24 protein-coding genes are annotated in these 26,598 nt (G+C 37.4%); 14 read left to right on the top strand and 10 right to left on the bottom strand.

Going from position 1 to position 26,598, the window contains the following annotated elements:
- The 9 genes from PHI47_RS13760 to PHI47_RS13720 form a co-directional block, all read left to right on the top strand.
- The coding region (locus PHI47_RS13760; RefSeq protein ID WP_299938596.1) for an OST-HTH/LOTUS domain-containing protein at positions 1 to 302 on the top strand (302 nt) is incomplete at its 5' end.
- A 274-nt stretch (positions 303 to 576) separates the two neighbouring features.
- Positions 577 to 2,646 carry a DEAD/DEAH box helicase family protein gene (locus tag PHI47_RS13755; RefSeq protein ID WP_299938594.1) on the top strand — a complete coding sequence of 690 codons (2,070 nt, stop codon included), beginning with the start codon at positions 577 to 579 and terminating at the stop codon, positions 2,644 to 2,646.
- A 10-nt stretch (positions 2,647 to 2,656) separates the two neighbouring features.
- Positions 2,657 to 2,788 carry a hypothetical protein gene (locus PHI47_RS13750; protein ID WP_299938592.1) on the top strand — a complete coding sequence of 44 codons (132 nt, stop codon included), beginning with the start codon at positions 2,657 to 2,659 and terminating at the stop codon, positions 2,786 to 2,788.
- Positions 2,785 to 4,857, top strand: a complete 2,073-nt coding sequence (locus PHI47_RS13745; RefSeq protein WP_299938590.1) for an AAA family ATPase — start codon at positions 2,785 to 2,787, stop codon at positions 4,855 to 4,857. Before PHI47_RS13750 ends, PHI47_RS13745 begins: the two co-directional genes overlap by 4 nt.
- Positions 4,854 to 5,327: a hypothetical protein gene (locus PHI47_RS13740; protein WP_299938588.1), complete on the top strand. Its 474-nt coding sequence runs from the start codon at positions 4,854 to 4,856 to the stop codon at positions 5,325 to 5,327. Before PHI47_RS13745 ends, PHI47_RS13740 begins: the two co-directional genes overlap by 4 nt.
- Positions 5,318 to 5,932 carry a hypothetical protein gene (locus PHI47_RS13735; protein ID WP_299938586.1) on the top strand — a complete coding sequence of 205 codons (615 nt, stop codon included), beginning with the start codon at positions 5,318 to 5,320 and terminating at the stop codon, positions 5,930 to 5,932. Before PHI47_RS13740 ends, PHI47_RS13735 begins: the two co-directional genes overlap by 10 nt.
- A complete protein-coding gene (locus PHI47_RS13730) occupies positions 5,932 to 8,520 on the top strand; it encodes a sigma factor-like helix-turn-helix DNA-binding protein (protein ID WP_299938584.1) in 2,589 nt (862 codons plus the stop codon). The genes PHI47_RS13735 and PHI47_RS13730 overlap by 1 nt, the downstream gene beginning before the upstream one ends.
- A 124-nt stretch (positions 8,521 to 8,644) precedes the next feature.
- Positions 8,645 to 9,187, top strand: a complete 543-nt coding sequence (locus PHI47_RS13725; protein ID WP_299938582.1) for a hypothetical protein — start codon at positions 8,645 to 8,647, stop codon at positions 9,185 to 9,187.
- The gene (locus PHI47_RS13720; RefSeq protein WP_299938579.1) at positions 9,184 to 10,428 is read left to right on the top strand and encodes a DGQHR domain-containing protein; all 1,245 of its coding nucleotides are present in this window, start codon (positions 9,184 to 9,186) and stop codon (positions 10,426 to 10,428) included. The genes PHI47_RS13725 and PHI47_RS13720 overlap by 4 nt, the downstream gene beginning before the upstream one ends.
- Before the next feature lie 5 nt (positions 10,429 to 10,433).
- On the opposite strand, the gene PHI47_RS13715 is transcribed toward PHI47_RS13720, so the two are convergent.
- The 3 genes from PHI47_RS13715 to dndC are packed head-to-tail and all read right to left on the bottom strand — an operon-like array spanning position 10,434 to position 14,207.
- Positions 10,434 to 10,847, bottom strand: coding sequence for a DndE family protein (locus tag PHI47_RS13715; RefSeq protein WP_299938577.1), 414 nt, complete (start codon positions 10,845 to 10,847; stop codon positions 10,434 to 10,436).
- A complete protein-coding gene (locus tag PHI47_RS13710; RefSeq protein WP_299938575.1) occupies positions 10,844 to 12,823 on the bottom strand; it encodes an AAA family ATPase in 1,980 nt (659 codons plus the stop codon). The genes PHI47_RS13715 and PHI47_RS13710 overlap by 4 nt, the downstream gene beginning before the upstream one ends.
- On the bottom strand, positions 12,813 to 14,207 hold the full coding sequence (gene dndC, locus PHI47_RS13705; RefSeq protein WP_299938573.1) for a DNA phosphorothioation system sulfurtransferase DndC: 1,395 nt from the start codon (positions 14,205 to 14,207) through the stop codon (positions 12,813 to 12,815). Before dndC ends, PHI47_RS13710 begins: the two co-directional genes overlap by 11 nt.
- A 113-nt stretch (positions 14,208 to 14,320) precedes the next feature.
- Here dndC and PHI47_RS13700 point away from each other — a divergent pair, with 113 nt between their 5' ends.
- Positions 14,321 to 14,563: a helix-turn-helix transcriptional regulator gene (locus PHI47_RS13700; RefSeq protein WP_299938571.1), complete on the top strand. Its 243-nt coding sequence runs from the start codon at positions 14,321 to 14,323 to the stop codon at positions 14,561 to 14,563.
- Here the strand turns inward: PHI47_RS13700 and PHI47_RS13695 are convergent.
- From PHI47_RS13695 to PHI47_RS13680, 4 genes are all read right to left on the bottom strand, one after another.
- Positions 14,558 to 15,121, bottom strand: a complete 564-nt coding sequence (locus tag PHI47_RS13695) for a recombinase family protein (RefSeq protein ID WP_299938569.1) — start codon at positions 15,119 to 15,121, stop codon at positions 14,558 to 14,560. The genes PHI47_RS13700 and PHI47_RS13695 overlap by 6 nt on opposite strands.
- Positions 15,122 to 15,340: 219 nt before the next feature.
- The gene (locus tag PHI47_RS13690) at positions 15,341 to 18,394 is read right to left on the bottom strand and encodes an efflux RND transporter permease subunit (RefSeq protein ID WP_299938567.1); all 3,054 of its coding nucleotides are present in this window, start codon (positions 18,392 to 18,394) and stop codon (positions 15,341 to 15,343) included.
- Positions 18,391 to 19,503, bottom strand: a complete 1,113-nt coding sequence (locus PHI47_RS13685; RefSeq protein ID WP_299938565.1) for an efflux RND transporter periplasmic adaptor subunit — start codon at positions 19,501 to 19,503, stop codon at positions 18,391 to 18,393. Before PHI47_RS13685 ends, PHI47_RS13690 begins: the two co-directional genes overlap by 4 nt.
- On the bottom strand, positions 19,500 to 20,957 hold the full coding sequence (locus tag PHI47_RS13680) for an efflux transporter outer membrane subunit (protein ID WP_299938563.1): 1,458 nt from the start codon (positions 20,955 to 20,957) through the stop codon (positions 19,500 to 19,502). The genes PHI47_RS13685 and PHI47_RS13680 overlap by 4 nt, the downstream gene beginning before the upstream one ends.
- 183 nt (positions 20,958 to 21,140) lie before the next feature.
- Here PHI47_RS13680 and PHI47_RS13675 point away from each other — a divergent pair, with 183 nt between their 5' ends.
- The 4 genes from PHI47_RS13675 (at position 21,141) to PHI47_RS13660 (ending at position 23,089) form a co-directional block, all read left to right on the top strand.
- Positions 21,141 to 21,662 carry a hypothetical protein gene (locus PHI47_RS13675; protein WP_299938561.1) on the top strand — a complete coding sequence of 174 codons (522 nt, stop codon included), beginning with the start codon at positions 21,141 to 21,143 and terminating at the stop codon, positions 21,660 to 21,662.
- Positions 21,663 to 21,672: 10 nt separating this feature from the next.
- The gene (locus PHI47_RS13670) at positions 21,673 to 22,116 is read left to right on the top strand and encodes an alpha/beta fold hydrolase (RefSeq protein ID WP_299938559.1); all 444 of its coding nucleotides are present in this window, start codon (positions 21,673 to 21,675) and stop codon (positions 22,114 to 22,116) included.
- A 212-nt stretch (positions 22,117 to 22,328) separates the two neighbouring features.
- A complete protein-coding gene (locus tag PHI47_RS13665; protein ID WP_299938557.1) occupies positions 22,329 to 22,520 on the top strand; it encodes a hypothetical protein in 192 nt (63 codons plus the stop codon).
- The gene (locus tag PHI47_RS13660) at positions 22,520 to 23,089 is read left to right on the top strand and encodes a recombinase family protein (RefSeq protein ID WP_299938555.1); all 570 of its coding nucleotides are present in this window, start codon (positions 22,520 to 22,522) and stop codon (positions 23,087 to 23,089) included. The genes PHI47_RS13665 and PHI47_RS13660 overlap by 1 nt, the downstream gene beginning before the upstream one ends.
- Positions 23,090 to 23,147: 58 nt before the next feature.
- On the opposite strand, the gene PHI47_RS13655 is transcribed toward PHI47_RS13660, so the two are convergent.
- From PHI47_RS13655 to dsbD, 3 genes are read right to left on the bottom strand one after another with little or no spacing between them, the layout of a single operon-like run.
- Positions 23,148 to 24,389: an OprD family outer membrane porin gene (locus tag PHI47_RS13655; RefSeq protein ID WP_299938552.1), complete on the bottom strand. Its 1,242-nt coding sequence runs from the start codon at positions 24,387 to 24,389 to the stop codon at positions 23,148 to 23,150.
- Positions 24,390 to 24,392: 3 nt separating this feature from the next.
- Positions 24,393 to 24,785: a thioredoxin family protein gene (locus tag PHI47_RS13650; protein ID WP_299938550.1), complete on the bottom strand. Its 393-nt coding sequence runs from the start codon at positions 24,783 to 24,785 to the stop codon at positions 24,393 to 24,395.
- Positions 24,782 to 26,584 (bottom strand): protein-disulfide reductase DsbD, encoded by a 1,803-nt coding sequence (gene dsbD, locus PHI47_RS13645; protein ID WP_299938547.1) that lies wholly within the window; start codon positions 26,582 to 26,584, stop codon positions 24,782 to 24,784. Before dsbD ends, PHI47_RS13650 begins: the two co-directional genes overlap by 4 nt.
- Positions 26,585 to 26,598: the final 14 nt, after the last annotated feature.

The following is a 26,598-nucleotide window of genomic DNA, read 5'->3' as shown; positions in this document are numbered from 1 at the left end:
TCTGTACAGATTTCATTTGTATTGATGCACAATTTGGTAAAAAAACTCGAAAAGAATTACGGCAGGACACAAGGCTGGTCAATATGCTTCGTAACGCAGTGGATGAAGAAAAAAATGAAAATGCTCAAGCCAGTTTTTTTTCTGTTGAAGCTAATTTGAAAAGAAACGGGTTTTCCGCAACAACTTTTGGATATGAAAAATTGAGCGATTTGCTCAAAGAGATTGATATATTTGAAATTGATGTGAAGCAGGGGCTACACAAGGCTGTTCTTTGGGACAAAAGAGTACGGAATCATGGTTGAGTATGAGTAATAAATTTAATCAATAAACGGACACGACGGTGTCCAACCTCTCCTTTACACTGCCATCATCAAAACGTAAAGGATGACACGATGAAACCTATAACAGCTACATGCACTTCATGGATGAAGAGAACTCAAGAGACGATTAGTCAGTGGGTATTTTTTGCTTTCTAAAAGATACAATCGGGGTAATCTTATGTGTCAGAAATGACTATTAAGGTTCAAAAATATTTAAATTTGATACAATCTACTTGACTATGGATGAAGGTTACAAGTGCTCAGAAATTTATCATTAAATCTCAGTTACAACACTTCAGAGCATAATATTTCGAAAGATTTTTATGAGCCTGTTTTTGCAAATTCAATTGAATATAAACGCGGCGTTGGATATTTTACATCAGGTTGGCTCAGACACAATGCAAAAGGGTTAGCTCATTTAATTGAAAATGGTGGAAAAATCAAGTTTATCACAAGTCCAATTCTTGACAAAAATGATATTCAAGCATTAGAAGGAAAATATGATCGAACTAAAATTGATGATGCCATCATTAAAAATATTAATGAGATAGCAGAAAATCTTGAATATGAAACACGAAACCTTCTAGGTTGGTTAGTTGAAGATGGAATCATAGAATTTAAATTTGCAATTTTAAAAAATCATTTAGAAGGCGGTGAGTTTCATGATAAGTTTGGAGTTCTCATTGATGGGAATAATCATTTTATCTCATTTAATGGTTCCATGAATGATAGCATCAAGTCTAATTATAATTACGAATCTATTTCAGTTTTTAAATCTTGGGGAGATGAAACAAGTCGTTTTCAAGCAAATGATCATTTACAACGGTTCAACCGTTTATGGGCAGAAGAAGATACAAATATTTCAGTATTTAGCATCAATGAACTTATCAAAGAAAAGCTTTTAAAACTTAAAACTACTAATGAAAGACCATACTTAATTGCGAAAGCGCATAAAAATAACAATATGAATACTAAACCTACGATACCCAATCAAGTAGTATTAAGAGATTATCAGGAACAAGCCTACAAAAAATGGGAAGAAAATAATTTTCGCGGCATTTTATCTATGGCGACAGGAAGTGGAAAAACGATTACAGCTTTTAGTTCAATTGCAAAGCTATCTACAACAACACCGCATTTGGCAGCTGTTGTTATAGTCCCTTATCAACATCTACTTGAACAATGGGCAGACGAAGCAAAACAGTTTAATATTTCATTTCTCAAATGTTTTGAAAGCAGTCAAAAATGGTATATGTCTTTGTCTAATGAGATTACTAAGTTTAATTTTTTTCAAAAAGATTATCTTTTTATTATAGCTACGAATAGCACATATACAACAAAAAAATTTCAAACTCTTCTGAAAGAACTATCATCATTTCTTCTAATTGTTGATGAAGCACATAACTTTGGTGCAACAAATATTCGTCAATTGTATTTAGAAAATGCAAAGTTTCGGCTTGGTTTGTCTGCAACACCAGAACGTCATTTGGATGAAGAGGGGAGTGAAGCACTTAAAAAATATCTTGGAAAAATTATTTTTGAATATACTCTTGAAGATGCTATTAAATCCGGGAAGTTGACGCCATACAAATATTTTCCAGTTTTAGTACATTTAACGGAAAATGAAGAGATAGAGTATATAGAGTTATCGAAAAAAATTTCTGCAATTGCACAGTACCAAAATGAAGAAAATAACGCTTATTTAAACTCTTTACTTATAAAAAGAGCAAGAATAATCGCAAGTGCAGAAAATAAAGTAGAAGTGTTGAAGAGACTAATTAAAGAAGAAAATTTAGCTTATTCAGCATTTAATTTATTTTATTGTGCAGCAAAAATAGATGCAGAAGAAGATGGCGCACTTAGAATGGTTGACAAGGTAAAACAGGTATTAACAGATCTTGGAATGCAGGTGAAAAACTTCACATCTTTTGATGCAGCGTCTAAAGAAGAGCGTCATACGTTGATTGATGATTTGAAAGAACAAATTATTGATGGTTTGGTTGCTATAAGATGTCTTGATGAAGGTGTTGACATTCCTGCGGTAAGAAGAGCTTTTATTATGTCAAGCAGTTCTAATCCAAAGGAATTTATCCAACGTAGAGGTCGTGTTTTACGTAAATCAGAAGGTAAAAAATTTGCAGAAATTTATGATTTTATTGTCATTCCAAAAGATACAGGAAGTGATGAGTATAACCAATACAATAAAAAGTATTTTAAAAATGAGCTTATTCGATATCGAGAATTTGCTCGATTGGCAATGAATTATCCAGAATGTGAAATACCATTAGTACCGTTAATTAAAACATATAGTTTACAAGATATCTAAAGGAATAAAAATGGCAACAGTTGAAGAAATACAAAAATTTATTAAAGAAGTGTATTTGATAATCGAACAAAACAAGAATGAATCTGAAGCTACAAAGATCAAAGAAATTAAAAGATATGTGGAACGGAGTGTTCAATCATGATTTTAAAACGTTTAATTTTAAATGATTTTAGACAATTTGAAGGAAAGAACAATAAGCTTGACTTCTCGATCAGAGATAACAAGCATGTTACATTAATTTTTGCATCAAATGGGGTTGGAAAGACAACGATTCTCTCTGCGATAGTTTGGTGCTTATATGGTGGGAAATCAATAGAATATGGAGACCAAAAAGATGTTTTTTTAAATAAAAACACTTTTAAGAATTTGCCTGAAAATGGGGAAATTACTGTAGAAGTTATTTTGACATTTGAAGATAGAAATGAAGAATATACTGTCAAAAGGTCTGTGGTTGTCAAAAAAGTTAATGACCAGCAAGAGAATATTAAATTTAACGTACCTATGGTAACTATTGGAAATGTTCCACAAAATAATGGACAAGATAGAATTGATAATGTTTTGAGTGATGCAATGCATGGTTATTTTTTCTTTAAAGGTGAAGGTGTAGGAAAATATGCTGATAGCAAGAAACCTAAGCTTGTTCAAGAGGGTATCAAAAACATCATGAAAATTGATACCCGTGAAAAAGCTTTGGATCTTATTAAAACTACGCGCAAGCAATTTGAAAAAGAAGCTTCAGATTTACAAGAAACACTAGGGGATAGTAATGTTCCTGAAAGTCAAAAAAGAGATATCGAAGAGCGTATTGATAGTATTGAACTGCAAATAAATGAGTTAGATAAAAAAATAGAGGCTTACGAGATATTAATTAAAGAAAACCAAGAGAGTTTATCTAAGGTACATAGTACAAAAGCCTTAACACAGCAGGCTGATAATTGCAAGATTGACATAAAAAAAACAAAAGATGAAATCACTTTGTTGCATGATGAACAAAAAAGCATGATAACAAAATCTGCATATCTTGCATTGTCAGATGAAGTTTTAAGTGTGTCAAATAAATTATTGGATTCTAAACGTAAAGATGGGGAGTTGCCCATCATTGGTATTGGAAAAGAATATATAGAAAATTTATTAAAAAGTCATATGTGTATTTGTGGCACGAATTTTAATGATGGTGATGAACATCATCAAGCGCTATTAAAAATTATGAATAGTGCAACAGCGAAGTCAAATATAGAAGCTAGCGTTAGTGCTTTAGGGATTTTTATAGAGGCGCATAAAAATAGCAAATCTACTTTTACGTTGGAATTCAATAAAATATTATCAAAAATTACAGAAAAAGAGGCATTTCAAAATGCTAGAGAAGAACAACTTACTTCACTTGAAAAGAAAATTGAAGACGGCTTACCAGAAGAAGACAACCTCATGAAAAGAAGTAAAGAACTTCATTTTGAACGTGATGAGGCTAAAGCTAAACAGACACGACTTGAAGTTGAATTAGAATCTTTACGTAAAAATCTCAGTGATATTCAAAAATTAATTCAAACTGCAACAGTGCATAATCAAGAGTTGATTAAATTACGCAACAGAGTAATGTTTTGTGAACAAGCAATGGATATGCTATCTTCAGAAAACGCTATAGAAATAGAAAAAATACGGCAGGAGCTAACTGTACGCTTACAAAAGCGATTTGGCCTAATTCTTCATTCCAATAAGACTGCTGAATTAGATGAAAATTTTATTTTGAATATTCTTGAGAATGGCAAACCTACTCCAAAATCAGATGGTGAAGATAAATTAATAAGTCTGATTTTTATATCTACTTTGATAGAAATGGCTAAAGATCGTGAGATGTCAAAAGATTCCAGTGCTATTGATCCTGGAGCAGGAATTTATCCTATTGTTATCGATTCACCTTATGGTGAGTTTGATAGCGTCTATAAGAAGAATATTTCTGAAGCGGTTAAAACTCTTGCTCCACAGGTCATCATACTCTTGAATCAAGAACATTGGAATGAAGGTCAAACTCTTGGCCCAATATTTGAAGATTCATTGGCTCACCAGTATGCATTAATAGCACATAGACCAAAACTTGACATTTTAGATAGTGAAAGAAATGTTCTAAAAATCGGTAATGGACCAAAAATTGATCTTGAGGTTCAAGATGTTCGCGAATATACGTCTATTCAAAGAATTGAGGTAATTGAATGATAGATTTATTTGAATCAAAACGTTTGGCGCGCGCACAGGATAAAGATGAAGTCTTTAAGAGATTAGATGTAAAAAAAGATAGCCGATATGGGTTTTTTCAACAAATGACTGATATCTATATTTTTGCACTAGCATTGGGGCTAAAAAATAGAAAGCGTTCTAAAATCATCGGTCCAACTAGTGAATCGATTCATGTTAGTTATTTTACGGATGAACAAAAAAAGTTTTTTGATATGGCAGTTTTGTATAGTGAAGCAGGAAAGCTTGAATCATTGGATAAAGCTTCCGAAGATTGTGTCTCAGAAATGAGGAAAATTATTGAAGAATATACCAATGGTGGTTTACAAATTATTTTAGATCACATTCAAGTGCATCCTGAAGATGCTTTTAATATTGTGGTTCGTTTGATTGATAGAGAACTCAAAGATGGATTGCCAGAAGATATTGATGAGGATATCTCATGGGCATAGATACAGATGGTATTAAGGACTTGAAAAATAGATATAGCACTAAAGCTATCAACAATATAGAAACTCTTATTTTAGAAGCTGGGAAAATACTAAACTTCAATGTATATGAGGTCTTTACACAGTTAAATGATGTTTCAGGGATAGTTTTGAAAAATGTGGAAAATATTATAGATGGTTATTTGTTACTATCAAAAGGTAATAAACTAACTGAAGATGTCAAAAGCTTGATCAATGAAGAAAGTTTCATTGATCAAAATCCATCTGTTATATCTCATTTATCAAAAATTTATTTTCATGCAGACCATATTAAATTGGTAGACAATAATATTGTGGCTCAAACAGAAATATCTTTGCCTAAAGAAGAAAAAAACATCCCTGATATTAAAGCTGAAAAGGTTATTCCACAAGTTCTAAAAAAATTAAAATATAATAGATTTTTACCTAAAGATTTAGAAAGTATTCAACAAATTGGAAAGTTTTCTCAGTATCGAGATCTCTATGACCTGATCATACAAGCGATAGATAAACAGAATCTCATCCTGAAGTTAAGTGATGATGATTTGTTCATGAATTTTTCGCAATTAAAAGAATACTTGGACCAATAGTGGAACAAATCAAAACTTATATTGATTCTTTTACGGCAAAAATTTCTAAGTTTAAATCTTATAATTTTTATGATGTTGCAGTGGAGAACCATGCCTTATTTGATTCATATGATATTGATGAAAATAGGATTTTGTTTTTAACAAACATTGAATGTATATTACCATCTAAAACGACTAAAATTCAGTCAGATGAAATAGTTAATGCTGTAAAAAACCAAGATGATCAAATTGGTTTTTGGGATGAAAAATTTAAACAGGTGTTAGAAAAAATATCTTCGAATGCAAAGATTACGCTTACCTTACATTACTCTGGTCAATATTCTGATGAATACATAGCTAATTTGTTAAACATTCCTATAAGTGACTTTGAAAAATCACTTCGAAATGCTATAAGAGAATTTATCAAACATATACCAGCTGATATCATTGAATACTTGAATAGTTGCGTATCAAGAGACAAAATATACTTTTTAGAAGACTTATTAATACAAAACGACATGTTAAGAAATATTTTCAAAACTGCTTTGAGTGATAGGAAATCACCTTTAAAATTTAGTGTCGATGATCGGTTAAATGCATTGATACTAAGTAATAATTTTGCATATAAAAACTTTATTGCTTTAACCGACAAAATATATCATACGTCTACAAGCAAAAAACAAATAATTGAAAAATTAAGTCAACTTTTTTCAGCATTGATTGTGGATAAGATTATTGAAAAAACAATTGGTGATTTATCATCATTTGATAATGTCATTATGAATGTATTTAATGAATTTGAGCCAAGAGAAATTGCTATTATAAAGGATAGATTTGTTGTAGAAAAAACTCTACAAGAAATAGCAAATGAATATGGACTCACCAGAGAAAGAGTAAGACAAATTGAATCAGGCATAATAAGGAAAATGATTCGTTTTATCCCTCTTTACATCATACATGCTATTAATGATGATGTAAAAAGACTTCATATTCTTTCAGTCGAAAAGATTGGTATTACAGATCCTTTTTTGCGGGTATCATTTCTAAAAATTATTACGAATAAAGACTTTAGTGGTCATTTAATCTATGATATAGAATTAAATGCTTTGATAAGTGATAAAAAATATACATTCAATAATATGCGCACAGAAATTTTTAGTTTTTTAGAATCGATCGAAACTACTGTGTGTCAAAAAGATGAGATATTTAGTTATGTAAAATATTTGTATCCAATGTCTGATGTGAAAAAAATAGTAGACAAACTTTTGACTTCAGATGGTGTAGTTGAACTTGAAGATCAAAAGGTGTTTGTTCAAGGTTTGTATAAATCTAAGCGAGATAAAGTTGAATTTATCTATTCATTATATCCTAATGGGTTCGAGACAAATAAAAAAATTGATTTACTCAAACAAGAATTGTCTTATTATTTTGGTGATGTTTTTGAAGAAGATAGTGATAGGGCTTTGACTGGTTTTGCTTCATTATCTGAGAAAATTTTGTTATGGGAATGGGGTAAGCATCTTCATATAAAATACGCGGAAGATATATTAACTAATTTTGATTTTACTGATTTATTACGCTATATAGATCATGAATTACAAAATGTTTTAGCTGTAGATTTGGATGGCTACTATAATAAAAATAGTATGGCGCTACAATTATTTGGTATTCCTAGTAAGTACGCCCTCCATACACTCGTTAAGCTGAAATATCCTGATGAATATTCTTATCAAGATTCACCTAGAATCGCTTCACTTGGCACAGATAGACTTGAATTACGTCAGATTTTACATGATGTTATGTCAGAGCATAGGACTTATGATATTGATGAATTGACACAAAAGCTTAATACACCAAAAAATAGAATACAGCAATTGATAGAACATCTTGATGATGTAATTGCTGTAGATTTATTTACATATATTAAAATTGAACATATTGATATTGATGAAGTCCTTTTCAAGAAAATTGTGCAGTTCATTAATGAAAAAGTTCAAGAATTCAAATTCATCTATATCGGCTTGGTTATAGATAATTTCAGAGAGCATCTACATTCTATAGGAATGTTCAATAAAGAAACTATGATGCTGCAATTGCTAAATAAATATCGTGGCGATAAGCTTTTTAATGTTTCAAATACTCGTATCGTGAGCAAAGAATACCCTATTACAAGACATAGCTTGAACTTTCATTTTCTAATTGAACAACTTATGTTAGACAGAGAAAAAATTTCAAAAAATGAAGTATTCAATTATTTTGTAGATAGAGGACTGGATCCAAAGCTTGTAATGAATTATTACAATTATTCTAAATTTAGGTTAATTGTTCGAATAGATGATGAATTATTTGTTAAAATGAAAACGATTAATATAAATGATGAAATAATTCAGACTGCAACACATTTTGTAGAAAAACATATTCAGGGTGAATATCATCTATCTGATTTGGTAGAGTCTATGAATGCTGCTATTCCATTAGATACGATGATGTGGAATCGTTTTATCGTTTGTGATATTTTGGATAAAAATCTATTTCGCTTTTTTCCAAGTAGTGATAACCCAATTTATATTGAATTTAAACGAGATGTAGAAAATGATTCAGAAATTTAATTTAAGAAGGACTCATGGAACAGATACGAAAGCTTGAAAAACATTACAGTATTTATATGGGAATAAAAATATGACAAAGACGCGAGATTTAGCATTTTGGGAATTGCATAAGGAAAATATTTAAATGGAAGAGAGTGAATGGAAAACTGCTTTTGATGAATCTAGAAAAAGATTTAACAAAGCGTTTGGAAGTATAAAATTTACCGCTTATATTTTTGTTGGTGTCATGTTCCTTGGAGGGATGGGTATATGGATTCCCGCTGTAATCTCTAAGGATGTTACCTGGCTTGATGCAGGTAATCATTTTACATACAGTACAGCCTTGCTATTTATGTTAGCTGTTGAAGCATTAATCGCAATGCCACCGGACCGGAAGGATAGGCGAGAAGAAATGATATCGCTTGGTCTTATTGGTGGTACTATAATATTTATTATAATAATTATAGGTTATATATCTCATTTTGAGTATACAAACTTTTTTAGTGTATATGGAACACTTTTTTCAATAGTGTTATTTGTGATTGCTCATGCAAAAGATGATCAGTTTTTTAATAAAGGTCCTAAAGTCACGACAGTGACTGGACCTACAGGACCAAATGATGTTCAAACCAATGTAAACGATTTACCTGATGGTGAGACACCTACAAGCAATGAGGAAGAAAAATGAAATTTCCAATAAAAGTACCTGCAATAAGAGTAAAGCAACCATTAGGAGAGTTTTATATTACTTCTCTACCAGCTTCTTTAATTCTAAAAGTAAGCTATGTAGTTGAAGCACGAATTTTAAATGATGATGAAGATAATAAAAAAGCAAAGCATGAAGATACTTTTTTAGGAACAATTCTTGACAAACTATCTGGGACACAACGAGTAAAAAAAACCTCACGTCTTGAAGAAATTAGAAAATATTCAGAAACGGTTGATGCTGGATTCCCAAACTCTATTATATTGGGAGCAAATTATAATGTTGATGGCACATTAAATGAAGATACAAATAAGCAGTGGTTTATTGAAAAAGGTGAGAGTGAATGTTATACTTTAATCATACCAAGTGAAGATCGGTTGGCATCTATTATTGATGGTCAACATAGAGTGTTTGGATTAGAAAATTCAAAACTAAATGATATGCCTTTGGTCTGCTCTATTTTCCTAGATCTTCCAATTCCATATCATGCTCAAATATTTACAACTATCAATATGAATCAGCAAAAAGTTGATAAGAATTTAGCTTACAATTTATTTCAATTTGATATGGATGTTGGAAAATCATATGCTTGGTCTCCAGAAACATTAGCTGTGTATTTTGCAAGAATACTTACTCAAAATGAAGATTCTCCATTACACAATAAGCTACGGCTTGGTATTGCAGAGATGGAGAATGAAACCTCAATTTCAATGGCATCTGTTATTGATGGAATATTATCATTAATTACAACAAACCCGAAAAAAGATAGAATTGAATTACATACTAAAACATTAAAAGAAGGACGCAACCGTTTATTGCTAGCAGATTCAGCTGCTCCACTTAGACGGATGTATCTTGAAAATAAGGATAAAACGCTTTATAATCTAATATTGAATTATCTAAAAGCCGTAGATAAAATATTATGGGTACGAAATTATTCAATATTTAATAAAACATTAGGTATCCAAGCTTTATTTGATGTATTAAAAGAAGTCATTATTTTTAAAGGTATCAATTATCCATATACAGAAGAATTTTTTCTAGATTTACTCCAATATTCTGAAAGAATAAACTTTAATGATGATTTTTTTGGTATTCAAAGTAAGGTTAGAGCACGAGTTAAAAAATCTATGTTATTTGCTTGTCATTTGAAAAAAATTCATGAGCTAGATATTAAAGAAAATGAAATCGAAGCATATAAAAAGGTCTTAGCAATAGAATAATAAGGTTACTTATTATTCATAATAAACTCTTGACTCAGCCATTCAAACACATCACTATTATCACGAAGTGAAGAGGCTAAAATACTAAAGCCTCTTTCGCTGTGATATTCTAATGCTTTTTCAAATTCTTTATCGCTTTTTAACTGCTGATCGTTGGCATTTGCAACAATGACGCCTATGAGATCATGATAGTCTGCTTGATCTCCATGAAACTCATTTTTCCCTTTGCCGGTAATAACATCCCAGCTATAGATTTTCCCACTGGTGAAATCTATTTTTTCATCTAAGTTAATAGGCTCTTCTAAGGCTAAAGAAATTGAAATAGCAAAACGAATTGTCAGCCATTTAGGTTCGTTTTCAAAGCCCAATAATCTTGCAATACGTGGTAAGTTTTCTTCAGTATATATAGTCGTTCTCATTTGACTAACTCCTGATTTTTATGCTGTTTGGATAGGATGATATTTTCTATAGAAGCTTCTGTAATTGTTGTAGCAGAACCAGCGTTACTTAATATATAAACTTGCTCTATATGCTCTTTTAAGTGTTGAAAGCCTTCATGTCTGAGTTCACTTGGAGTCGGCAAGATTATGACCTGATTTGAAGCATTAGGGTAAAATTCATTGAGAATACGGGTTTGATTGTTTTCATCCAAACGACCTAATGGTGTATCGATTACCATAGGGATCTCTTCAGGGATGTATTCTGATATACCCCAGATGAGTGCTGTAGCAATGATTTGTTTTTGTCCTGAGGAACTTGATAAAATATCCATCGCTTTATTATCTTTATCGTAAATGTTGATGTTGAAGTCTTCGTCTAAACGGATGTGATCAGCTTCATAACCATCTTTTCTTAATTTAGAAAATTTTTCATTGATCGTTTTTTCTAAAGATAGACGCTTGTCTTTTTTAATTTTACTTTTCATTTGACGAGCAACATTGATAACTGCATTTAGGGTATTAATCTTTTTCTGAGTAAGCTCATGCTGATGTTCAACAATAGTTAGTCTATCATATTCACTTTTGAGTGTTTTATGTGTTTCAGTTAGCTCGTTGATTTGTATTTCTAACGCTTCACAGATGGCCTCTTGATGCCCGATATTTTTTAATAAATCTTTTTCTTTTATTCGATCCGATTCAGCATCTTTTAGTTCGTTTATTTGCTGTTCTTCTAATCCATGTAACTCTTTAGTTATTGCAATGATTGCAAGTCTGTTGTCTGACAAGGATTTTAAGAGCTTCGATAATTCTATTTTAGATAATGAGTCATATTGTTTTTCTATACGGTATGGATCGGCGAATAATACACTTTGATTCTCGCTGGTTGCAGAAAATACCTTATCAAAGGCTGCTGACACTTTAGTATCTTCAGAGTCAAGCAAGGCAAGTAAAGCAGATTTCTTTTGAGCTAAAAGGTCGGTATCAATTTGAATTTTGCCTCGATAGTTTTCATCAATATCATGTAAGACTTTTTGAGCAAGAGTTTTATTGAGTAGCAAAGGAAGTTGGACGAGTGTGGCTTGCTTCAAAAAATCAGTCAAAACTTTTTTATCTTCAAGTAATTTAGTATGTTTTTCTTTGGCATTGGCAATTGCATGAGTGAATTTACTTTTTAGTTTTCCTAATTTACTTTCTACTTGTTTTAGTGTGGTATTAAGCTCTCGCAAAACTGTTTTTTGCTCATATTTAAGTTTTTCTTTCTTATCTTCAATTTCTTGTGATAGTTCGGTCAGTTTTGTAAATTTGGCTTCCACTTCTTCTTGAAGATTACTATCTAATTCGTTCTTGGTAATCTTACGAATGATTGATTCTGAGTCCTTGATCATTTGATCATAGATATCAAGTTCAAGTACATCTTCGAGCATTTTGGTAAACTCTTCATGAGAAAAATCAGCAATGGTTTGCACCTTTTCTCCATCAAAAAAGAAGAACTGTGCCATTGTGGGTGAAAGCTTTGAATTAATGATATCTTGGGCCTCACTGTCTTGAGCAAAAATCGAACCTTCTTCATCACGTAGAAAAAGTGTTTCGGTATAGCTTTTTTCATCAAACTTGAAAACTCTTTCAACTGTAAACAAGTCACCTTCATCTATCTCGACTACCACTTTAGCCGTAGTATGACCGGCTGCTTTTGCATTTCGATTCAACATTCCACTAAAGTTTTTATGTTTGCTGCCTAGTACGAACTCTGATTTGGTTAAACTCTGTGCACCTATTTGCAAAAGATCTTTAGAAATGCCGTGCAAGGCAAGCTTGATTGAGTTTATAAAAGATGTTTTACCAAACCCATTTTCACCAATAATAAGGGTAATTGGCTGCTTGTCATTATTGAAATCAAAACTAATTTTTCCATGGTATGAAAATAAGTTTTCTATAGCAATGGACTTAAATCTCATTTAATTGTCCTTTTGCGAAACGTTCGATGATAGTCTCAAATTCTCCAAAGGCCTTAGCTCTGATACTATGGTGTCTGTATGAATGTTCACATTGCATGATATGATCGATTAATTCTTTATTGATATTGTGTTCATGACACAGACTGTCAATATACTCTTGTTCGTCTTGATTGAATGCTTTAACAGATTGATAAGGAACATTGCGACCATATGATTTTGCTAGTTTAATAGCGCTTTCAAAAAAATCACCATCATTCAGCCACTCTTCTTGAATCTGAATGATCTCTTCATCTTTGATTAGTGTTTTACCGGCAAGTTCAAGTTTGAGTTTTTGTTCTGTTTCTAAGAGTTTCTCTAGTAATTCTTTACGTGTTTGGAGTTTGAATGGGCCAATAGATTTTTGACCATTTCTGCGTCGTGGCTGACGTTTTCCGCTTTCAGGATCTCTATAGTCCTCAAGAAGATTACGAAAGTTATGTAATGGTTTCATCCACTGATCTTCAGGGTTCTTGAGCATATTGTCCATAGACTTGTCTTTAGTGACAACAGTACATACCCAACAACCAAAACGTGTTTTTCCACAAGTGGCCGCTTCAGGATTTAAAGCAACGTTACAATCACCTTCCCCTGAACCTTTGTCATAAAGAACCATCATGTCATCATGTTTGCCCCATGGGGCAGGGTACTTACTCAAAAAAGTCCATACTTCAGCATTTGTCCAATCTTTGATAGGTGAGTAGACAAAAGCATTAGGTATATCTGGATGCATAGAATAACCTCTAAAGTTATCATCTCGTCTTTCAATAGATGCTGCACGCGAAGCAGATTCATCGCTTCGCACACCAAGTAACATCAAAATTGATATATTTTGATCAGACAAACCTTTTAAAAAAGTAGTTGCTGGACGAATTTTCATTCTATCTGTACACCATCTAAAGGTTTGATTTGGGGAGGGGTAGCCTTTACCTAAAAGAAGTGTCCAAAAACTTTCGGTCACTTTAGGTGAAAGTTTTTCTACGTGAATATCTAAATTTTCTTTTTCGGCAAATTTTCGAATTTGATCGAGCTTATTACCTGCGTAATCTTCAATCAAAGGCATCTCAACACCAGTATCAGAAGAAACTACATACACCTTTTTGGTCTGTACGATACCTTCTTTTTTCATTTCAAGAAGCATGTCAACAACGAGATGTAAAACAGTTGTAGAATCTTTCCCTCCCGAAAATGTTACTACCCAAGGCCGGGTATCTGTAAGAAATTCTTCTTTTAGATGACGTTTGATAGTAGTAATTTTTTCAGTTAATTGATCCATAAAATTCACACCTTTATTATTGTTGTGATTATATCGATTTAACCAAAAATTCGCGAATTTATTCTCAATCATTTGAACTTTTCTTCATCCAATTATAATTCATTGTAGCTTCCTATCGGAAGTTGATTGTAAATCATAACTGTTATAAACTTAGAACAAAATAATTCCTATTGGAAGTTAAATACATGTCAGAAAGAAATCAATTATCAATTGAAGAATTACACATCAAAATTGGTGAGAATGTAAAAAAATATCGAGAATTGAAGCGAATGTCACAAATAGAATTATCACAAGCTATTGGACATAGTGCAACGACCATTATTTCACTTGGTGAAATTGGGAAAAGAAAACATTTTAATATTGAACAATTACATAAAATCTCAATCGCACTAGATATTGATGTGTGTAAATTTTTTGAGATTTCATAATTTTCTATTTAATGCATCAATCAAGGTTGACCGCTTCACTTCAAATGTTCGACACACTGCCGCTTTAGACATCCCATTATTCAATGCCTCCAAAATAGCAGCCATCTTCTCTTTCGAAATCGCTCGCGGTCGTCCACCAATTCGTCCTCTTTTTCGCGCCGCTGCTAATCCGGCATTAACACGTTCTTGGATGAGCGAACGTTCAAACTGAGCGAGTGCACCGAAAACATGAAAGAGTAATTCACCTGAGGGACTTGAGGTATCCATTCCTTCAGTTAGAGATTTGAATCCGACACCTTTGGATTTGAGTTGTGAAACGATTTCGATTAAGTGTGGTAGGGAACGTCCTAATCGATCCAGTTTCCAAACAACGAGAGTGTCACCCTCTTTAACATAATCTAAAGCTTTGGCCAAACCTACACGGTCATCTTTGGAACCAGAGGCTTTATCTTCAAATATATTTCTTGCATCTACGCCAGCACTCATCAATGCATCACGTTGTAAATCTGTACTTTGGCGATCACCATCAGTTGATACTCGCATATATCCTATTAGCATGTCGGAAAACCTCAATTTTTAGTATCCGGCTATTATATCATTCCGACAGTGTTTTTCGTAGGGAATATCACAACTTTTTGGGCTTTAAAAGTAGGGTAGGGGATAGTGTACGGAAAACACTTGTTTTCCATATTATTTTAAAATAATGATCTTTAGTATTAAGGGGTCATCCCATCATTATGGTCAGCATAAAGTGGAGTGACCCTAAGTTCAGATGCATTATACTGATGGATGCACCTTAAACCATGCCGCGTACAAAGCCGGAACAAATACAAGGGTGAGTGCTGTCGCAACAATGAGACCACCCATGATTGCTATCGCCATAGGTCCCCAAAATACGCTGTGGGTAAGTGGAATCATTGCGAGGATAGCAGCAGCGGCCGTTAGTACAACAGGACGGGCACGTCGTACGGTGGCTTCGATGATTGCGCTCCATGCAGGGACACCTCGTTCAATATCTTGCTCTATCTGATCGACCAAAATTAGGGAGTTACGCATAATCATCCCCCCTAGTGCAATCACTCCTAGCAGTGCCACGAAACCGAATGGGGCATTAAAGATGAGCAGTGCCGGAACTACTCCTATGAGTCCTAATGGGGCAGTCATAAAGACCATAAACATCAAAGAAAATCTCTGTAGTTGAATCATTAACAACAGCAGCATAACGGCAAACATTGCCGGAAAAATAGCAAAGAGTGCTTTGTTTGCCTTGTCACTCTCCTCAATAGCCCCGCCTGCTTCGATGCGGTAGCCTGATGGGAGGCTATCGATTAGCGGCTGGAGTGATGGCATGATTTTTGTTGTTGCATAAGGACCTTGGATACCATCGATGAGATCACTACGTACTGTCAGAGACATATCCCGATCACGGCGCCACAATACCGGCTCCTCAAATGTGGGCTCAATTTTAGCCACTTGTGAGAGTGGAATCACCGCACCTGTATGTGAGAAAAGCTGAATGTCCCCTAGCTGTTCGATGGATAAACGCTCTTGAGGTGTTGCACGTACCACGACATCAACGAGTTCTTCATTACGACGAATCTGAGTTACGGTTGCACCATTCGATACGGTTTGAACAATATTTTGAATATCCTCGTTACTGAGACCCAATAAGCGTGCTTTATCCTGATCAACCTGTACTTTTAGAGAACGGACTTGTTCATTCCAGTCCAGTTGTGTATCTTTTACCAGTGGGCTTTTTCGGACAATATCTCGAACTTGATAGGCGATTTCACGCACTTTTTGTGTATCTTGCCCCATTACTCTAAACTGTACAGGGAAACCTACCGGAGGACCAAATTCGAGCCGAAGGACACGTGCTCGTACATTCGGGAAAGCTTCGTTTTTTTCAAAGAGTTCCATAAGCCGCTTACGTACGTGTTCTCGCTGATCGAGACCACGTGTGTTAATCACAAACTGTGCGTATGAGGGACTTGGAAGTTCAGGAGAAATCGATAAGTAAAACTTAGGGGTTCCTGCTCCAGTATAGGCGCTAAATCCGGCTATCTCAGAATCACTTTTGAGTATTTTCTCCATCCGCAATACTTGTTTTTGTGTAGCTTCAAAAGAAGAACCTTCCCGCAATCGAAACTCTACCAATAGTTCGGATCGTGAAGCCGTAGGGAAAAACTGTTGTTGAACCAAAAGCATCCCTGCACCGGCGAGTCCAAATATCCCTAATGTGGCTCCCAGTACCCACCAACGTCGTACCACACTCCATTCGACAACACGGCGCAGCTTTGCATAGATGGGGCGATCATAAAGATTATCCGAATGGGATGACGCTTGGTAGGATGGTAGCAGTATCGTCCCTAGATAGGGGGTGAAGATAACCGCAACGAACCATGAAGCAATAAGTGCCACTCCAACAATCCAAAAGATTCCCCCCGCATATTCGCCGGCGATTGATTTGGCAAAACCGACCGGCATAAAACCTGCCACTGTAACCAATGTGCCGGTGAGCATAGGAAAAGCAGTAGAGCTGTAAGCTGCCGTAGCGGCGCTTAATCGGTCCCATCCTTCTTCGAGTTTGACCACCATCATCTCCACGGCTATGATTGCATCATCGACCAACAGTCCTAATGCGATGATCAGTGCACCCAATGAGATACGATCCAAACTCCAGCCATTTGCATACATGATGATGGCAACGAGCCCCAACACAAGCGGTACCGAAACCGCAACGACAATCCCTGTACGAAAACCAAGAAAGAGAAATGAAACGGCTAGAACGATGGCTAACGCCTCAAGAAAAGAGCGTTCAAACTCCCAAACTGATTCCTCGACAATATGGGGCTGATCCGAATATTTTTCAATATGCACCCCTAACGGTAATTGCTTTTGTATCGTCTCCATACGCTTATCCAGTGCCGAGCCTAAATCTAGGATATTACCATTGTGTTTCATCGTCACACCGATGGCTAAAACAGATTCGCCGTTACGACGTATAGTAAAACTCTGAGGGTCCTCAGAGCCCGTACGGACGGTAGCTACATCAGAGAGCTTCATCAGTTTGCCGCCGACTTGAATACTCACGTTGGCCACATCTTTAGCATTATGTAATGTACCGTCGATTCGAACCTCTACGCGATCATTGTCGGTATCGATTGAGCCTGAGGGTGTCACCATATTTTGATGCGTCAATGCATCGAAAATCACATTGGGGGTCACTCCTAACGCGGCAAGATGACGTGTAGAAACTTCAACAAAAACACGTTCTCCCTGTTTGCCCAAAATATCGACCTTGTTGACTCCTGCTACGCTCTGTAACTGACGTTTAATCTCTTCGGCAGTATCATGCATCTCTGGCATACGCAGCTCAGGCGCGCTAAGAGCATACAGGACGCTGTAGACATCATTGTATTCGTCATTATAGAATGGTCCGCGTACACCTGCTGGGAACTCGTGACGCACATCCGAAATTTTCTTTCGTGCCTGATACCATGATTCATCCAAATCTTTTTTACTAGTTCCCCCCTTCATCCACAAGGTTATTGCCCCATAACCTTGACGTGAATAGGAGCGTATATTGTCAATGTGCTCCAACTGTTGCATTTTACGCTCGATACGATTGATCACTTGGTCTTGAACCTCTTGAGCGGTAGCCCCTGGCCATGCCACCACGATTGTCATGACGGGTACATTAAAATTCGGATCTTCCGATCTACCTAGCTTGGTAAACGATACAATTCCGGCAATCAACGTAACAATAATGAGAAAAAGTACCATTTGAGCGTGCGTTACCGCCCATTCTGAGAGGTTAAAATTCTTCACAGGCTACCTTCACTCTCTTCAAGTTTTCGTTCTATTGGTCGTACTTTCATCGAAGCATCAAGTTTTTGTGCTCCAACGGTGACAATACGCATGTTATTACTCACTCCGACAACACGAACGCTATTTGTCCCATAGCTCAAGACGTTCACTTTTACAAAAACGACACCATCTCCTGTGGAATTTAACGCCCATACTCCCGGTTCTACAGATGTTTTAACAAGGGCATTTAACGGCACTGTTGTTCCAAATGTTGATTGTTTAGACAATCGGAGCTGTATCGTACTGCCTAGAGGGAAGTGTGCCATCTCAGAGGAAGAATTTGGCGCATAGCGTACATGATAAGTTCGTGTTTGTGAGGTAGCCAAGGGGGAAAGTTCTCGCAGATGGAGTGCTACTGAAGATGCGTTATTATCCCAAGAAAGAGCACTCGCTTTATATTGTCTCACTTGGTTCACCATCTCTTCAGGTACGTCAGCGACTACTTCACGCTCATCCTCTTTGGAAATCGATATGACAGGAGAGCCTTCGGAAACGACTTGACCAACTTCCATGCTAATGGCGGTGACAACACCGCTATAGGGTGCTCTTAGTATTGTATAGCTGTTTTTGTTTTGGGCAACTTGGAGTCCTCGACGTGCTTGTTCTTCACGTGCATTTGCCGCATCGGAGCGGCTTTTTTGGCGTTCTAAATCTGCGGAACCAATTGAACCATCACTCGCTAGCCGTTGGAATCTCTCAGCATCTGAAGCAGCTTGTCGTGCATCTACGCTGGCTGCTTTTAGCTGATCCGAAGCGGCATTGAGGGCTAATTGATAATCGGCATCGTCAAGCTGTGCCAAAGGCTGACCACTGGTGACACGATCACCGACATTCACAAGTCGCTTGATAATTTTTCCTCCGGTACGAAAACCAAAATCGGTTTCAACCCGTGCGTGAACACTCGCGCTCAACCATCTCTCTTCTACCCCATCCGTTTTAGCAATCGTTGTGACATAGACCGCTGTTGGAGATGGAGGAGCTTGCGTAGTTTTGTGTTCACAGCCGCTTTGCATAATGAGAATGAGAAGAAGGGAAATCGCTTGCACATTGATTTTTAGGGAGTTATTCATGGTAATACCTTCGTAGAGTTAGAGTCTGCATTTAATTCGTTCTGAGATGAGTTCCATCCCCCGCCCAAAGCTTTGTAAAGTTGTACATCCGCCAAGAGACGATGTGTCTCATTATCCATTAGGGCTATCTCGCTCGCCAACATTAAACGCTGAATATCGAGCAGAGCTAATTTGTCTATTTGCCCTTCACGGTACAACGACTTAACCTCTCGCATCGCACTGTGTCGATTTTGCACGACAGCGTTAAGCGATACTCCTCGCTTTTGTTCTTCAGATTGGACACTTAGACTATCTTCCACCTCTTTTACCGCAACAAGAACAGACTTTTGCCACGAGAGCAATGCTTCGTTTTCACGCGCACTTTGAACGTCTATACCCGCTTGAATACGTCCTGCATTAAAGATTGGCATGGCAAAAGCCATAGCAACATTGGAAAATGGGACTGGTGCCAAATCGAGTCCGTTGATGCGTAGGTCTTCACTCCCGATTAGGGCATTAACAAAGAGCTTAGGCCATGTTTGGGATTCTGCTTCTTTGGATCGTAAGGATTCGGCACTATAGAGAGCTTCGGCTGCCATGAGATCAGGTCTCCGCCGAAGCAAATCGCTGGGCTGACCTGTACCGATAATCAGAGATTGCGGCCAGACATACTCAGGATTAGCAGATACCGGAGCAACGGATGGATTTTCACCGAGCAAGAGGGCAATATGGGTTTGCGATACAGCAACCAATGTTTGTAATGGTGGTATCTGTGCATCGAGAGTACCGGCTTCTGCTTCAGCAAGGTTTAGCTCAAAACGGCTAGATTGTCCCTGCTCAAAACGTCGAGAGATCAGGTGGGCACTCTCATGTTGGGTTTTTACCAACTCTTCAAGAAGATGCAGTCGTTGCTCTGCACCGCGCAGGATAAAGTACTGACGTGCTATCTCACTCTCTATCAGCAACTGTGCGCCTCTTTGTGCTGCTTCTGTGGCTATAGCATCGTATTGTGCGGCATTAGCAGCAGCACGAACCCCACCGCTCACATCGATTTCCCACGCCAAGTTGATACCCGCTTGATAGGCTCTTACATCCGGCATCCCCTGTTTATAGGGTGAGGGAAGTCCACTATGAGACGTCGAAGCCGATGTTTGTAGATCTAATGTCGGCCAAAGACGTGAGTTTTGCGCATCATGTCCTGCACGCGCCGCTTTTATTCGGCTCATTGCGATTTTAACATCATGATTTGAATTGAGCCCTTTTTCGATGAGATCGCTCAAGGCAGGATCGTTAAATCTTCCCCACCACTCTCTATCCTCAGAGAGTGCCATGGCCGTAGGCATTTGGTGAAAGGTTGAAGAGAGGTTGGACTCAAGCTTAGGAGTTTTTGCTTCAGGCGTGGCACAACCTGATAACAACACTATTGTTGCAACAGATAGCCAAATCGTCCGATGCTTTAAAAATGCAATTTCCATAGTAAATATCCCTGACTAAAGATAGGGGAATTTTACGAAATAGCTAAGATGATGTCATTCACATAGGTTCATAATTTTATGTTTTAAGAGAAAATTTCAATTTTACTTGCATTATTATAGTAAAAATAATACACTTTCATTATGCAAGTAAAATTGTATACAAATTTCTATAAGGAAAATCAAATGGGTTTATTAAATACAGTAGATGAAAATACTGCCACAGGCGTGCTAAAAGAGGTTTATACTGAAATAAAATCGATGTTCGGTGAGGTACCGGACGGTCTTAAAATGTGGAGCTTTAATCCAGAAGCGCTGCAAAGTTATTGGAGTGATATCAAAAAAGGTTTTGCGAAAGATAGCGAAACTCAAAAATTCGAAACAATCTTGCGTTATATCATCGCCGAAGCAGAAGCGTGTGAAACGTGTATCGGTTTTAATGCCGGAATGCTTATTAATATGTTTGGAATGACACAAGATGAACTGCTCTTGATAACTAAAGAACCTACATTGGCACCTTTAAACGACAATCATAAAGCACTTTTGCTGTTTGCACTAAAAGTTGTACGACAATCAAAGGAGGTCAGTAGTGAAGATATTGAAAACTTAAAAGCACTCGGCATATCTGAAACAGAGATATTTGATATCGCTTATACAGTTACACATATGGTCATGTCAGACACGCTCTTAAACGCATTTAAATTTTAAGGAGAAAACTATGCGTGTAAATATAAAGTCGCATTTCAAAAATTTATTGCTAGTAGTTTTCGCTGTTTTATCGGTAAATCAAACTGCATTTGCGGGAAATATTGATGACACAAAAGAGAGCTTATCAGCGATTGGTCAAGTATCAGAAATACAAGTTGATGGCAACATAACGCTTCGCTACTTGAAATCAGGTCAAGGTGAGCCGCTTATCTTGTTACATACGATTCGAACACAGTTGGATTATTTCCAAGATGTAATTCCTACCATTGCGAAAAATCACACTGTCTATGCACTAGATTTACCGGGTCATGGATACTCATCGATTGATACCACGGCATCTTATGATGAACCTTATTTTCGTAAGGCTGTGATTTCATTCATAGAAAAAAAAGATTTAAAAAATGTAACTTTGGGTGCAAACCTACAAATAGGGTTTTTTCCCCATGCACTTTAAAGTTAGCTTAATCAACAAAAGCTCTTCCCTATGAAACTTTTTCCCTTTAACTCTTACAGTTCTTCTTATAAACGGTGGTTTTTAAGAACAGAGATCTTACGATTTACTTCTCGCCTAAAATTAGGGATTTAATTTTTCTCAAAAACTATTCTTGAATTTAATTCCAAATATACTATACTTTTCTTGAGTTATGAGAAATAAAAAGGATCAATATGACAGAACGAACTAAGCAACTTCTTGCAATGGCTGGTGATCACTCAGCAGCATCATCTGGCGAACAGCAATTGTTTGATATTTTAAAAGCACTCCGTTCTTTAAATCGAGATGAAATCCGTTACCGATTTGAATCCAAAGAGATTAGTGAACTCGTTGAGTTTGTATTATTTGAGGAAGCCCTCAACTGATGTTGATCGGATATGCTCGTGTATCAACTACGGATCAAAATCTCGCTTTACAAAAAGAGGCATTAGAAAAAGCAGGTTGCGAACGTATCTATGAAGATACTATCAGCGGAACTCGTGCTGAACGTCCTGGTCTTACTAAAGCATTGGAGATGCTGCGAAGTGGAGACACATTAGTTGTTTGGAAACTTGATCGTCTTGGGCGCAGTGTCAAAAACCTGATTACACTTGTCGGTGATCTGAATGCAAATGGAATTCATTTCAAAAGTCTTACCGATTCCATCGATACGGGTACACCATCCGGACGGTTTTTTTTTCATGTGATGGCATCTTTAGCTGAGATGGAACGTGAACTCATCATTGAGCGAACACGTGCGGGTCTTGAGGTAGCCAAAGCTCTTGGACGCAAAGGGGGACGAAAGCGAACTATGACCGACTCTAAAATTGCTTCCGCCAAGCGTTTACTTTCCAGCGGTGTACCTCCACGTGATGTGGCCAAAGATCTTGGTGTATCACTGGCAACACTCTATCGATGGATCCCAGCTTCGGATCATGAAGTCAATTTCGCTTAACGTACTATATATTCTGTTTTCTCAGGCGACCCCTATTATGACAAAAGTATTTTTTATCTTAAAACAGCCAATCGGCAATGATGCGGACGTTCGTCTCATCATACGCTTTAGCTTTATACAGTTCAGTACTGCCACTGTCGTAATTGATATAAGCTAAGCGGGTACGTAGCCGAAACTCTTTACGGGGCTGGTAGGTGGCATCGATATTATATTCGTCCGAATCGGGACGGGGATTTTGAGTGAGGGAAAGAGGATTGGATTGGATCGCGTCGTTTTGATCAATCTTCATGTATTTGGCAGAAATCTCGAATGTCGAAGCGGGGCGATATGTGAGAACTCCGCCGTATGCTTTTGCACCTGCGTTTTCACTCTCTCCATCGATTTGCAGATCGGTGTAGGTGATGAATCCTCCCCAACCCATTTTTTCGTATCGTCCCCCGCTTCCGAGTAAGCTTTGATCCCCGATACGGGTATAGAGGGCGCTTAGGCTCCATTCCCCTTTGCTCACGGTTCCGCGCAATCCCATCAGATAGGTATCGACTTCTCCTGCGGCATGCTCTCCGACACTCCGCTCATTCAAATATTGCAATGCACCTGATAAGATTGTACCATCGGAAGATTTCCAAACTTCGTTATTGATTAGCTGTAGATAAGGGGCATTCATCACATCTCGTACGTAGGTATCGTAGAGTTCGATTTTCCATGCAGGATCAGGTGAATAGGTCGCTCCGAGAACGGCAATATCACGGTCGATCCCGAGTGAATAGGTCGGAGAGACAAAGGTATCGGAACCTTTGTATTTCCATCCCGTGATATAAGCGGCTTTAAGGGTTGTATGCTCAATGGATCGATTTTCGATACTGAGCGCTTCAAAACTGTTGGGGAGCATCCGGTTGTAGTAGTCGTTGGCTAGCGGCAGATCAAGGCGTTGGCGCCCGTATTTGAATAACGTATCGTGAGCGCTATATTGGAGATAGGCTTCCCCGAGGGTGTTGATCGAACTTCCGTCAAGGTTGAGATTATGGGTTTGCCCCGATTCGGGCATATGGGTAAGTGAGGTGATCCCGTTACTCGAAAAAAAAGAAACGCCTCCGATAAGCCCCTCATAAGGGGCCGTTTTATAGCTCAAAATGCCTCCGACGGTGAGGGCGGTACGGTCGGTGCGAAGTTCTCTCTCCCCATCATACCAAAAAGCGCGGAGATCACCGCTCACTTTGCCTGCGGTGAAAATATCCTCAAAACTCTGTGCTGAGCTTGAAACTCCTAGGAACAGGAATAATAGAAGTGAGCGTTTAATCATCCGTTATTGACCCTGCTTTACTTCTTTGAGTTTTTGTAAAAATCCTTCAGGAGTAGCGCCTCCCATCATCATACGCCCGATTTGCTTTCCATCGGAAGTTAAGAAATAATAGGTAGGAGTACCGATCACTTGATAACCGTATTTGTCAGGATGAGCTTGTACATCGACCTCGATCGGGATAAAGAAATTACCCACATACTCCATAACATCGTCATTTTCATAGACCGTTTTTTTCATGTAGTTGCACATCTTGCAGGTTTTGCTTGAGAACATCAGCATCACGACTTTATGCTCTTTTTTGGCTTTTACCAATCCTTGCTCATACGAGGATGCCCAATCGAGTTCGGCAAAAAGGGAGCTTGTTAAAAACAAGACGGTTAATAGTATTTTTTTCATTTTATCTCCAATGTTTTGATATGGATTATAAAGGTTTCGGCATCTTTAAATCCGATTAAATCGGCACCTTTGATGGATTTTCCGCTCTCATCAAAAAAGATCATAGCCGGAGGACCGAAAAGATTGAACCGTTTTGAAAGCGCTTGCTCGGCTTCGCTGTTGGCGGTTACGTCGGCTCGGATTAAAACATACTCTTTAAGTGATTCTATCACACGCGGGTCTTTGAAGGTAACGTGATCAAGTTCTTTGCACGAAGTACACCAGTCTGCATAGAAATCAAGTATCACTTTTTTACCTTTGCTTTGTGCCAAAAGGGCATCCAGTTCTTTCGCTGAGTGGATAATCTTGAACTCCATATCAGTACTTTTAGTCGTTGCGGGAATGGATTGTACTTCATTGGCAAAAGTGAGCGGTGCCAATGGGTTTCCTGAGCCCTTAATCCCGCCGTAAAGCAATATCATACCATAGGCTAGAAGAATGACTCCAATCCCTTTTAAGAATGCACGTATCCCTTTGGGATGTGTTCCCAATGGTTCCAATGCTCCCAAATAAATCGATACGACAATCAATAATGCCGACAGCAACAGCATGGAAACAGCCGGAGGGAGAATACGGCTTAGCATCCAGATAGCAATAGCGAGCATCACGACACCGAAGATATGGGATACCGTGTCCATCCATCCGCCCGGTCGAGGCATGTATTTACCGGCACCCGTTCCGATTAAAAGTAAAGGGATACCCATTCCAAGACTTAGAACAAAAAGAGCAGCACCGCCGAGTATAGCATTACCGGTTTGCCCGATATAAACCAATGCTCCAGCGAGCGGAGGAGCAACACACGGTCCTACGATCAGTGCCGATAAAAAGCCCATAATTGCAACACCGAGATAGCCGCCTTTGGAGCTTGCTTCGTCGGAGGTTTTCGTAAGACGGGTTTGCCATGATGAGGGGAGACCGATTTTAAAGAACCCAAACATCGATACGGCTAAACCGACAAAAAGGAGTGCAAATGTCGAAATGACCCACGGGTTTTGCATCGCGATTTGAATGTTACCACCAAATAACCCTGCCAACACTCCGGCAATCGTATAGGCAACCGACATTGCAAGAACGTAAACCAAGGAGAGCATAAAACCTCGCGTAGCATTCATGTTTTTACCCTGTGCTACGATGATTGAAGAGAGGATCGGAATCATAGGGAAAATACACGGTGTTAGAGAAAGTAAAAGTCCAAAAGTAAAGAATGTTAGGAGGATGAGCGGTACATTTCCCTCGATAAAGGTTTGGGTAATTTGATCGGTTTCAGAGAGATTAATTGGACTTTTTTTGAGAACCGGAGCTACTTTTGCAGGTATAGCATGATCAGCTTTTAACACAAGCTTAGAGGTTTCGATATTAAAAGTAAACTTTGTATCAATCGGCTCATAACAAAGTCCTTGTTCAGAGCATCCCTGATAGCTCAGCTGCAATGTAATAGGAACGATTGTATCTATCGGCCGATCTTTGGCAAGTTTGATATCAATGATAGGTGATGTGGTAAACACCGTTTCACCCTCATGATCGACCCCCTCAGGCAAAGTGATATGATCGATGATGACCCCGCTGTCTTTTTCCAGAATAGTGGCTTTAATTTTAGATTTATAGAGATAAACACTCTCGCCCAAATCGATTGTGGCACTGACGGTACATTTCTTTTTCATGTATGCTGACGCTTTGAACGCCTCTTCGGGCATCAGAAATTTTGGTTCGGCAAAGACCAAGGTATTTAGTATGAGCAAAAATACAAAGATATATTTCATTCGTGAGTTCCTTT

Source organism: Sulfuricurvum sp. (assembly GCF_028713855.1).
Lineage (GTDB): Bacteria > Campylobacterota > Campylobacteria > Campylobacterales > Sulfurimonadaceae > Sulfuricurvum.
The sequence above is the reverse complement of the archived record's forward strand: the minus strand, read 5'-3'. Positions and strand labels throughout refer to the sequence as shown.